Below are 8,864 nucleotides of genomic sequence, written 5' to 3' on the forward strand. Positions count from 1 at the left end.
TGAGCGGCAGCTTCCGGCCCGACATGAGCCAATCGTTTCACGTCAACTGCAACCTGCACGTTGTAGCCAACCGTTCCCGTGCGGCGCGTGACTTCCCGCAGGGTTCCGTGAACCAATGTGCGAGACTAGCCTGGCTTGCCTTCGTGTTCGTCAACCGCAGCGCGAAGCCGATTGAACCCATCTGCGAATGCAGCCGACGCGTCACGAAATCGAGCAATTGGCATCGGAACGTTGCGTGCGCCACCGATCGCCGCGAGCTGTATCGTCTGCGCGGCGATATAGAACCCGGTAAGTGCGTCACCATCGACTGCGCCGTCCAGCTTACATTCCCTATATAGCTCGTTGCGTCGCAGCATACCAGCCTCCGTCGTGATTTTCGAAGCACCGCTTGTCACGCCTTCTCGGGCCAAGCTAGCTGATGCTCGCCCATCACCCACTCGTTAGGAGGGGTGCCAGCAGGTGTATTTTGGTACAGCCAGCTTCCGCAGACCGTGCCATTCCAGTTGCTGCTGATTTTCGTCACGTGGCTCGGCGGCCCGATTGCACTAACGCCGGAAGCTGCAAGATCGCCATGCGGGGGAACGCTGGCTGGCTTGCCAAGTAATTCGCGACAGGCATTGCAAGGCTGCATAACTGTCTCCAATGATCTGATTCGAGGAGTCAAATCGCTCGGCCTATGCCGAGTTCGCGTCGCACCACGGGATCGCCCAGCGCTGCGTCGCCTCGATAGCGTCTGCGTCGGAGGGATAGTCGCCGAGGTCGCCCGACCAATTGACCTCGACGGTGTCGCCGCCCACCGAGGCGCGCCGGGAGATCTTTGCACGGGCGTACAAATCGCCGCCTTCATCAAGAGGCGACGCGTACTCCGCCCGCATCGCTCCGGATCGACAAGGCCACATCACTCCTTCCCCCCGCCGTTGATCCCGCTTCCACTTCGCCATACCTGCTTGCCCCGCTCGGAGAGTTCGCCGCAACTATGCTCCGCGTCGGCCTCCGTCCCTTCTATCGCCATCTCGCCGCCCGCTTGTTCCTGTGCCTTTTGTTTCTGCTTGTGCTGAGCTGCCACGGCTTCATCATGCGACCTGCCTGCATAATTCAAGGTCATTTCGTTAACTCCTCGAGGAAACAGTCTTTGCAACGTGGCAAGCTGCCGAGCGCGCGTCATTTCCGGGGCTACAATCCGAATTGCTTGCCTAGCCTGTCCAATACATGGTGTTCATCCAGCCACTGGATCTCCCGCTTCCGCTGACGGCTGTGCCTATACCGCTGCAGCGACGCGCCGGACATCAGCACCATCCCGATCAGGATGCCCCACATTGCGTACGTCATATCATCCTTTTCAGTTTGTTCTCGATTTACACCGGGCGACGGACTACGCCGTAGAGAATTAGCACTCGCGTACGCCAGCGCTTCAAAGATCATATTTTGTGTCATTTAGTGCTTATGGCGCAGCCAGTCGCGAATCGGATGCGTGTCTAGCCAACGGGCAACTGGTTCGTCCTTGTGTTCTCGCCTGTACCGTGTCGCTACGAATATCGCGACGCATAGCAGCACCACGACCCCCACTACAAAACTGATCATCGACTGGCTCATGGCAGCCTCCTTTGAGGTCAGAACCATGCTTATATCTTAGGTAACCAGAGAAATAAAAGCGGCGATTGTCATTCACCGATCCTTGTTTCGTGCGCTTCTTTTCTCGCAGCCGCGGCCTATCGTCAAGGTGCGACGCCGGATCACGGATTTCCAATCAAAAGCATTCTGCGTCCCGGAAATCAGAAAACCAAAGCTTCGCCGGTCTCGCCAATTCCGCCATGTCAAGGCAGATCAGGCTTCCGCCTAACCATCACCGACCTTCCCGATTGCAGGGGGGAACCTCCCTCTCCTGGCCACTTCATCGCGTATTTCATCCATTGCTTCGGTGTCCTGTACTGAATCACCTTAACATCTCCGGCCTTACCTTCCGGCACGACCGGCATACCATCATCGGTTGCGGTCTCTGCTGCTTCTCTCTGTTTCTTGCTTTCTGCCAGTTCTTCCGCATTCACCTGGTCATCTATCATGCTGCTCTCCCACCGTGAGACAAACCGGTTCGCCAATCGTCTATTGCCGCCGCCTTCATAGTTGAGACGAGGCGCCACATCGTATTCGGATTCAAGTTGTAACGCCCGTCGCAGCATGACGGGTGTCATGCATCGGCGAGAGCCCGTCAGGAAGCCGGCCAGCAGGACGATTACCTGCCTTGTCGATTCTCCAGTTCATGCACGGCAGCCAGTGTGATGAACGCCGAGCGTGTCATGTGACGTTCTTTTGCTGCTGCATCGACTTGCTGAAGCAGGCTCTCAAGCAGGCTGAGTTGAAGGCCCACGGCTTTCGAGGTAACCCGAGCGAGGTTGATATCGACAAACATCCAGATTCCTTCGCCGTCATCCATGTCGAGCGCATGCAATTCCGATGTATTGCAGGTGGGTGCGGGTATGAGCTGCTCGCTGTGGTCATACATCAACTCCACAACCGCCTGAGCATTGCGTGTCAGTTCGTCAAACGAATCGCCACTCGCATCGGCGTTCGGAAAATCGGGGAAACTGGCGCGAAAGCCAGTATTGCTATCCCGGTGGACATACAACGGATATTGCATGACCTGCTCCTTGCGAGCGGAGCGCCGACAGACGCTCACTGCGCAACGCTATGCTGGGGGTGTTTTTTGTACGAGCGACAGCCGATGAAGTCTGCACGCATGCTTCATTAGACGCTTCATGTACGAATACGCAATGACTTTCTCTGGTCATGCCGACGCTTCATCAAGGAAAGCCAGAAACCGCATATGCACAGGGTGATCTGTTCAGATGGCGCCCTGTGTTCTGACTGGATTTCCAGGCGCTCCGGCCCATCCATTCGGAAGGGCTGCTTTCTACCGATGTACGGGGCGAGCGACGCAGGCCGATAGCAGCGCCATCAACTCGTTCTCCCAGTTCCAACGCTGAATGTGAACCCACCATGGCCGGTCAACGGCCACGCCGTTTGGTTCGACCAGCAGATCTGCACCGGCCAGGGACACCGGCACGGTCCGTATCCTGTCGATACACGGCACAAGAATGTATGTCTTCACCTCGACGGCCTTGGTGTAGACAACTGGCAGGATAGGCGCTGGCGGCCGCGGCACGTACCCCGGTACAACAAGCAGCACGCTACAGGGCACCGCGCAGACGATCGGATGGACGTCAAGCCGAACGGAACGGCCTGACCTCAATTATGCAGCTTTACGCCTTCCAGGATGCCAGCCATGATCGCCTCCATTGGGGCTTTCGAGGAGTCGTGGCACGCGACGAAAGGCGGGACACTCGGAGCGTGTCAGGCCCTCATGCGAGGTCCGACGCGCCCTGAGTTTGCGTCTACTCAGCGGGGCCAAGGATTACGTCGATAGCGGCCTGGCCGGCGATCTCCGCAACAAAGTAGGCCCAGCGACGGGAAAACGGTCCGCCCCGGATCTTGATGCGCTCGCCGAGCGCTGCTACGCCGGGAGGCTTGACGGGTCCCTCAATACGAAACCAGACGTCGAACATGTCCTTCGATGTGGACAGCAGATCAACGTGAATTTCGAATCCGCGATATTCGACCGTTCGCTGCATGAAGACCTCCGGTTCCCGCACCGCCGCAAGACGGGCAAATCAACGGTGGACCAACTTTTCTTCGGCCGTCGCCTTCACGCGCGCGTCGCCCGCATCTTTTGCGGCCAACTCTGTCGCGAAATTCTCCCCAGAAACGATCGATCTCATGAGTTCGCAGGAGGTAAGGTTCAGGAGCGGAATCACCCAAACATGGCTGCCCGCTTGCCCGGCAGTCTGGCCTACCGCCCGTGGCTTCCCCGTATTCGCGAATCCCATGATCACCTACCGACAGAGACACGTTGGAGAATCCCGCAGGAGAGAGCGTCCGATTCTTCTCAGCGGCGCCATGTGTCAGTCATTGTCGTCGGCCGCGAGACAACTGTGCCGTCAAAAGGGCAAATGTGCTCGGCGCGTGCCAATGCAACTCGCGCGTACTGAGCTTGAACCGCAGCCGTCTGCCGATATCATCTGGCGAATTGAGTTCGTCGTGGCGAGGGATGAAATCGGGCTTCGATCCCGAGTGGCTGACTCCGGGCGAAAAACGCTTGCGTACTGTGAGATTGCGGTGGGGGTACTGATCCTTGGTTGCGGGCGACCTCGACCTGTTCCCCCGAGGCGTGAGTGTTGCCACCGGGAGCACCGTGCGTTCCTGACCTGGCGCGCGAATGTCCATTTTGGTCTCGTCAGTTGCAGCTTTGGGTCGGCACACGCCTGCCGCCTATCGGCCGCCGTCAACCGTAGTGAGGCTTCGCAACCGCCTGCGACGCCGTGGGGGCGACATCGGCGACGCGCCCGAAGGAGTTGTTCTTCCGGATGCACGCGCAGGGCTTGAGTATGCCTGCTTCCAGGCTGGTACCCGCGCCGGGTGGCCGGTCAACTCTTACCTGCAGCCCAATAAGATGCGGGATCTCATTCCGGCTTATCGAAGACGCCAGCTTCGAGATCCTGTCTGAAATGCTGCACCCAACCGGTTTCGAAGCCGATGGGGTATTCCCTCGCAATTTGTGTTGATAGTCTGGTTACGGTGACATATCCCTGCAGGCCGACGTTCTCGTCGCCCTTGGGGTCAGTCGTATCCGTTTCCAGCAGTTCGAATTCACCTTCTGCCAGTCCCTTGCGCTGCAAGGTCGCCAGAAAAGCCTGACGTTCATCCGCTTCGATCAGTCGCATCTTCCGCCCTCCCGTCTGTCCGACAGCGATATTCGTGGTCCCCTTCACGACGTTGTCATAACCCCCCAAAAACCCCAGAACGTTACGCAGTGCCCGAGTGCGTCATAGCTGCGGCTGAGGTTGTGAAAGTCGAGTGCCATACGCTCATCTGGGTCCGATCCGGTCGCAGTCGGGAATCATCAGCGTACAGCTTTTGTGCACGCGTTCGATGGAAAACTGTCCGGACAGTTTTGTCATAGTTCCGGCCATCCTTCATGACCCGTCGCCATTTGCATCGGTGCGCGCATCGCCATGAGCGGTCGAAACCGCCTGCAGGTGCCGCAAAAAGACGCAAAGCCACGCTCGAGGTATGTCCCTTCTGCGTAAGGCCCCTGCGCTGAACCATGTCATCGCGGGACGTTGTCCCGCCGGGGATTGTTTGCACGGTACCGCTATCAGCAGCAATTGCGCACAGCGCCCGGGCTCGTATCTGTGCCGACAGCAACGTCCGCTCGCTGGACGAGCCGATGCGAATGGACGGATCAGTCCATGCGCAGACCGGTAGTTGAGGCTCGCTGGCTACAACAGGGCTACACTCAAAATGGGATAAATTCCGGAGCAATGCCATGACCGACGCTACCCCCCAAAGCACATTTCGCGGTCTTCCCCTGACGCCGGAGCAGGACGCAGAAGTCAGGCACTACATAAAGAAGAAAGAGCAGCATGGCGCGCCGGGGGCACGCCGGAGCTGGCGGCCATGCTTCGAGACATGCTGGAGCCCCCGAGCGACGACGACGGAGGGCCCGGTTCCACCGTCGACGAAACGAAGGCGGCCACAGAACGCGCGACAGCTTCCATCGACGAGACCATGGAACCTATTGAAGCCTGCGAAGAGCGGAATGCTGCGATGGAAACCGAGGGTATGAGGGGACCGAAGCGTTGAATCCCAGGCAGCGCTCGCGACTGGTGTTGAAATTCACCCAACGCATCCGGACCGTGGCATGAGCCTGTTGGGAACCCGGAATCACATCGATTGCGGCGCCGCCGGTCAGCTCTGCAATCGGCGCCCCCCACCGGCGGGAAGACGGGGCTCGCCGTGTACTTCGATGCCTGCGCCCCAGAGACTCCTTTCGGAGGACAATGAAACACGTTCTATCGATGTACCCTTATCCGTACCGGGCACAAAGCCGATTTCAAGGTCGGCGCAGAAGCCAGCCGGGGATCTGTCGCAGTCACTGCGCGAAACCACTCGCGACGAGCACGAAAAAAGCAATCAGGCACACGATGCCGGACGACCGCACGGGATTATGCCTGGTCGGCCACAACCTCTCAGTTAGATGGAACGTCCGGTGGCTTTCCATCTAATGACGTCGATCGTGGACCTGCGCGGCTCGCGTCGTGCCACCCTTTTCGCGGAACTGTGCGAAAGCGCAAAGAGCCGTGCAGCAAGCCACACCCGGTATGATTGCGCGGACGTTGTACCCGTGGCGCCCTTTCGACGTATGTCCTATCGGCGACAGGAGGAGATCGTGAAACGCGATATGAATCTGGCACTCGCAATATTGAAGATTCTCGAGGAAAACAAATCCCCGCACCTCAGCGAATTTGACATTGAAAGCGCGCTCAAGGATGCGTTCGATGTTTCGAACCGGGGTGTGTGGTATCAGTTGAACCTGCTGGCCGACGCAAATCTCGTCCGCTCGATGGGTAGCGACTGGCGGCTAACCTGGGATGGCCACGAGTTTTTGAAGTCGGCGGTCCCGAATACCTTCGAAGACACCTGAAGGGTGACCTAAGCGCTGGAAACATCCCCCGGTTTTCGTGAAGACGACCCGATTGCCGGGGCATCGTACAGGAGGCGCCGAACGCAATAGCAGTTTGCCGAAGCGCGTTCGATTCCACGACTTGATGACGACCGCGCCCCAACGTCCAGCCAGCCGATTTTGTACAGCCGCATGTGCGGATATTCCTGGTCTGAGGGGAACATGGACCGGTTAAAGCATGCGATGCTTGAATATCACGAGCGCAGCAAGCATCGCGTCGGCGGCTACGCCCCTGGCCCCGGGAAACTCGACTGGGCAACCCAACCGGATCCGTTCCGGGTGTTTCACGGCGCACCGCGCATTGGTCTGCCGTTAGCCGCGGATAGCCTGACTACACCCTACAACGAACTGCGCTGCGGCGCTTTACCGCCCGCGCGCAGATTCGATCTTTCCAGTCTGGCAATCCTGTTCGAACTTTCGCTCGGCCTGTCGGCGTGGAAATCCTACGGCACCCAGCGGTGGGCACTGCGCTGCAACCCTTCGAGCGGAAATCTGCATCCGACCGAGGGCTATCTTCTGTGTCCGACTCTGCCCGGCTTGTCCGGTGGGATTTACCATTACCTGAGCCGGGACCATTCCCTTGAATGTCGCGCTACAGTGGATGACGAACGATGGAGCGAGGCGTTCCCGCAAAGTGGCGTCCTGGTCGGCATAAGCTCGATCCCTTGGCGCGAGGCGTGGAAATACGGCATGCGCGCCTGGCGCTACTGCCAGCACGATTGCGGCCATGTCATCGCCGCGGTGAGTTACGCAGCGGCAGCGCTTGGCTGGCAGACGCGGCTGGTGGAGGCGGCTGCGGACGACGCAGTGGCCAACCTGCTTGAATTGAACCGCGGAGAAGATTTCGGGAAGGCAGAAGCAGAGGCGCCGGATGCCTTGCTCTGGATCGGCAACCCTGAATTGAGGCCTGATCTTGAGCGCATGCTGATCGCCCTGGATAGCGCACAGTGGCACGGACGCGCGAATCAGCTGAGTCCGGGACATGTGAAGTGGCCGGATATCGATTCGATCCATCGCGCCACGCATAAGGCCCGTACTCGCGAACCGACCTTGCCGAATCCGGAAGAGCGCCCGTCGCCCGCGTCGCCCGCCCTTGATCTCAGCTTTGCCCGGATCGCGCGGCAGCGCCGCAGCGCGGTGAATTTCGACGGTATGACGTGCATCGCCAAGGCGGCGTTTTTCAGCATGCTGGCGAGCCTGTTGCCACGTCATGACACGCCGTTGAATACGCTGATGTCTCCTGCAGCAGTGCATGCAGCGCTAATGGTGCACCGCGTGGGCGACCTGGAGCCGGGCCTGTATATGTTCGTGAGAAATCCGGGCGCGCTGCCGGATCTCAAGCGGTCTCTACGTCCAGAATGGCTGTGGCAAAAGACCGGCCCCGATCATCTGCCGCTCTATCTTCTGCTGCCTTACGATTTGCGCGCCACGGCAAAGTTGATCTGCTGCCACCAGGATATCGGCGCCGATTCCTGCTTTGCGCTGGGGATGATCGCGGGATTCGGAATCGCATTGAAGCAGCCATGGCGTTATCGCCATCTGTTCTGGGAATGCGGCATTCTTGGCCAGGCGCTCTATCTCGAAGCCGAAGCCGCCGGCGTGCGCGCGACAGGGATTGGCTGCTTTTTCGATGATGAAATTCACGCACTGCTCGGCGTGAAGGATCACGCCTGGCAAAGCCTGTATCACTTCACCGTCGGCCGTGCGGTAGACGATCAGCGCCTGTCCACATGTCCACCGTATGAGGTTCAGCCTTGAAGCAGAGCCTCACGTCCCGATCGTGGTGAGGCGGTACTTTCCACGAGCGACCGGCGATTGGACGTCACACATAGTCCTCGTTTTCCTTATCAATGCGCGGCGAACCAAACGTATTGGCGTGAGAATAAAAAGGAAAGCGACTCGCCCCCATACGAAGAATAGAACCGTCGCCAGAAAGCTTGCTTTAAAGTCCGCTTTCCAAGGCAGCGACGGTTGAAAGCATCTATTCGAATTGCATCGAAGCGGACATTTTCGAGTGGTCGCAACTGGAAAGGCATAAGCGGCCGCTTCGGCCGAACGTTGCCACGCTAATCTCCACGAATGTCTCCTTTAGGATTCCGGACAATCGGAGGTGTGCATTCCGTGATCAACTCAACCACCGGCGGCTCCTGGCCGCATGCACCCTTTCGCCGATACCCGCCTTCGATCCAACAGAAGCGTTCTTCGCTCCAGTTGAAAGTGAACGCTCGTTGGAGCGTCTTGTTGGCCAGGGCCAGCTTCCGCCAGGGACTGCTTTGCCGAGGCTGAA

Annotated in this window: 10 protein-coding genes and 1 pseudogene; 3 read left to right on the forward strand and 8 right to left on the reverse strand. The window is 58.8% G+C overall.

Annotated elements, in window-relative coordinates:
- Positions 1–125: 125 nt before the first annotated feature.
- From GNZ13_RS44635 to GNZ13_RS44670, 8 genes are all read right to left on the reverse strand, one after another.
- Positions 126–356: a hypothetical protein gene (locus GNZ13_RS44635; protein ID WP_172177063.1), complete on the reverse strand. Its 231-nt coding sequence runs from the start codon at positions 354–356 to the stop codon at positions 126–128.
- Between the two features lie 318 nt (positions 357–674).
- A complete protein-coding gene (locus tag GNZ13_RS44640; RefSeq protein ID WP_236002464.1) occupies positions 675–899 on the reverse strand; it encodes a hypothetical protein in 225 nt (74 codons plus the stop codon).
- Positions 899–1,105: a hypothetical protein gene (locus tag GNZ13_RS44645; protein ID WP_172177065.1), complete on the reverse strand. Its 207-nt coding sequence runs from the start codon at positions 1,103–1,105 to the stop codon at positions 899–901. The genes GNZ13_RS44640 and GNZ13_RS44645 overlap by 1 nt, the downstream gene beginning before the upstream one ends.
- Positions 1,106–1,173: 68 nt before the next feature.
- Entirely contained in the window at positions 1,174–1,329 is a 156-nt protein-coding gene (locus GNZ13_RS44650; RefSeq protein WP_172177067.1) for a hypothetical protein, read from the reverse strand.
- A 485-nt stretch (positions 1,330–1,814) separates the two neighbouring features.
- The gene (locus tag GNZ13_RS44655) at positions 1,815–2,060 is read right to left on the reverse strand and encodes a hypothetical protein (RefSeq protein ID WP_172177069.1); all 246 of its coding nucleotides are present in this window, start codon (positions 2,058–2,060) and stop codon (positions 1,815–1,817) included.
- Between the two features lie 170 nt (positions 2,061–2,230).
- Positions 2,231–2,635, reverse strand: a complete 405-nt coding sequence (locus GNZ13_RS44660) for a type II toxin-antitoxin system HicB family antitoxin (RefSeq protein ID WP_172177071.1) — start codon at positions 2,633–2,635, stop codon at positions 2,231–2,233.
- A gap of 754 nt (positions 2,636–3,389) precedes the next feature.
- Positions 3,390–3,626, reverse strand: coding sequence for a hypothetical protein (locus GNZ13_RS44665; protein ID WP_172177073.1), 237 nt, complete (start codon positions 3,624–3,626; stop codon positions 3,390–3,392).
- Between the two features lie 888 nt (positions 3,627–4,514).
- A complete protein-coding gene (locus GNZ13_RS44670) occupies positions 4,515–4,775 on the reverse strand; it encodes a transcriptional regulator (protein WP_172159498.1) in 261 nt (86 codons plus the stop codon).
- A gap of 605 nt (positions 4,776–5,380) precedes the next feature.
- Between GNZ13_RS44670 and GNZ13_RS53190 the strand changes: the two are divergent.
- The 3 genes and pseudogenes from GNZ13_RS53190 to GNZ13_RS44680 all read left to right on the forward strand — a co-directional run bounded on the left by GNZ13_RS53190 (position 5,381) and on the right by GNZ13_RS44680 (position 8,335).
- Positions 5,381–5,697 (forward strand): annotated as a pseudogene (locus GNZ13_RS53190) (hypothetical protein).
- Between the two features lie 433 nt (positions 5,698–6,130).
- Positions 6,131–6,538, forward strand: coding sequence for a DUF2513 domain-containing protein (locus tag GNZ13_RS53195; protein ID WP_236002465.1), 408 nt, complete (start codon positions 6,131–6,133; stop codon positions 6,536–6,538).
- Positions 6,539–6,739: 201 nt separating this feature from the next.
- Positions 6,740–8,335 (forward strand): SagB/ThcOx family dehydrogenase, encoded by a 1,596-nt coding sequence (locus GNZ13_RS44680; protein ID WP_172177075.1) that lies wholly within the window; start codon positions 6,740–6,742, stop codon positions 8,333–8,335.
- Positions 8,336–8,864: the final 529 nt, after the last annotated feature.

Source organism: Paraburkholderia elongata, assembly GCF_013177735.1.
GTDB lineage: Bacteria > Pseudomonadota > Gammaproteobacteria > Burkholderiales > Burkholderiaceae > Paraburkholderia > Paraburkholderia elongata.

What these genes read in the sequence shown, in the direction of transcription:
- GNZ13_RS44680 (WP_172177075.1), top strand. Translation starts at nt 6,740, where the DNA reads ATGGACCGGTTAAAGCATGCGATGCTTGAATATCACGAGCGCAGCAAG.
- GNZ13_RS44640 (WP_236002464.1), bottom strand. Translation starts at nt 899, where the DNA reads ATGTGGCCTTGTCGATCCGGAGCGATGCGGGCGGAGTACGCGTCGCCT.
- GNZ13_RS44670 (WP_172159498.1), bottom strand. Translation starts at nt 4,775, where the DNA reads ATGCGACTGATCGAAGCGGATGAACGTCAGGCTTTTCTGGCGACCTTG.
- GNZ13_RS44660 (WP_172177071.1), bottom strand. Translation starts at nt 2,635, where the DNA reads ATGCAATATCCGTTGTATGTCCACCGGGATAGCAATACTGGCTTTCGC.
- GNZ13_RS44650 (WP_172177067.1), bottom strand. Translation starts at nt 1,329, where the DNA reads ATGACGTACGCAATGTGGGGCATCCTGATCGGGATGGTGCTGATGTCC.
- GNZ13_RS44665 (WP_172177073.1), bottom strand. Translation starts at nt 3,626, where the DNA reads ATGCAGCGAACGGTCGAATATCGCGGATTCGAAATTCACGTTGATCTG.
- GNZ13_RS44645 (WP_172177065.1), bottom strand. Translation starts at nt 1,105, where the DNA reads ATGACCTTGAATTATGCAGGCAGGTCGCATGATGAAGCCGTGGCAGCT.
- GNZ13_RS44635 (WP_172177063.1), bottom strand. Translation starts at nt 356, where the DNA reads ATGCTGCGACGCAACGAGCTATATAGGGAATGTAAGCTGGACGGCGCA.
- GNZ13_RS44655 (WP_172177069.1), bottom strand. Translation starts at nt 2,060, where the DNA reads ATGATAGATGACCAGGTGAATGCGGAAGAACTGGCAGAAAGCAAGAAA.